Source organism: Arthrobacter sp. SIMBA_036 (genome assembly GCF_046535135.1).
Taxonomy (GTDB): Bacteria; Actinomycetota; Actinomycetes; order Actinomycetales; family Micrococcaceae; genus Arthrobacter.
The window spans coordinates 1-275 of sequence record NZ_JAWRXG010000144.1; the positions used below are offsets into that span (position 1 = coordinate 1).

At 28.4% G+C, this 275-nt stretch carries 1 protein-coding gene; it reads right to left on the minus strand.

Annotated elements, in window-relative coordinates; all coding sequences use genetic code 11:
• Positions 1–234 (minus strand): 4'-phosphopantetheinyl transferase superfamily protein (locus SB659_RS19430; protein ID WP_410551585.1); only part of this gene is annotated, 234 nt, incomplete at its 3' end.
• Between the last annotated feature and the right edge of the window lie 41 nt (positions 235–275).

Sequence of the window (275 nt, forward strand, 5' to 3'; positions counted from 1 at the left end):
ATCTTTGTTTGCAGCTATACAGCATTGATATTCTTCATGTATAAAAATTTCTTTTAAATAAAATTTTTCATTTTCGATTACGGCTTGATTTTGAAAAATCTCAAAGGATTGCAATGGGATTAATAATCCTTTTCCATGAGCCTTAATAACAGCTTCTTTTTCTGTCCAATATTTAAAAAAACTTCTGACATGGTCTTTCGAAAAGTGTACTTTATCAAATTCGTTCAGGGTCATTTGTAATTTAAAGTCCATGTATTTTGTTTTATGGTCTAGAT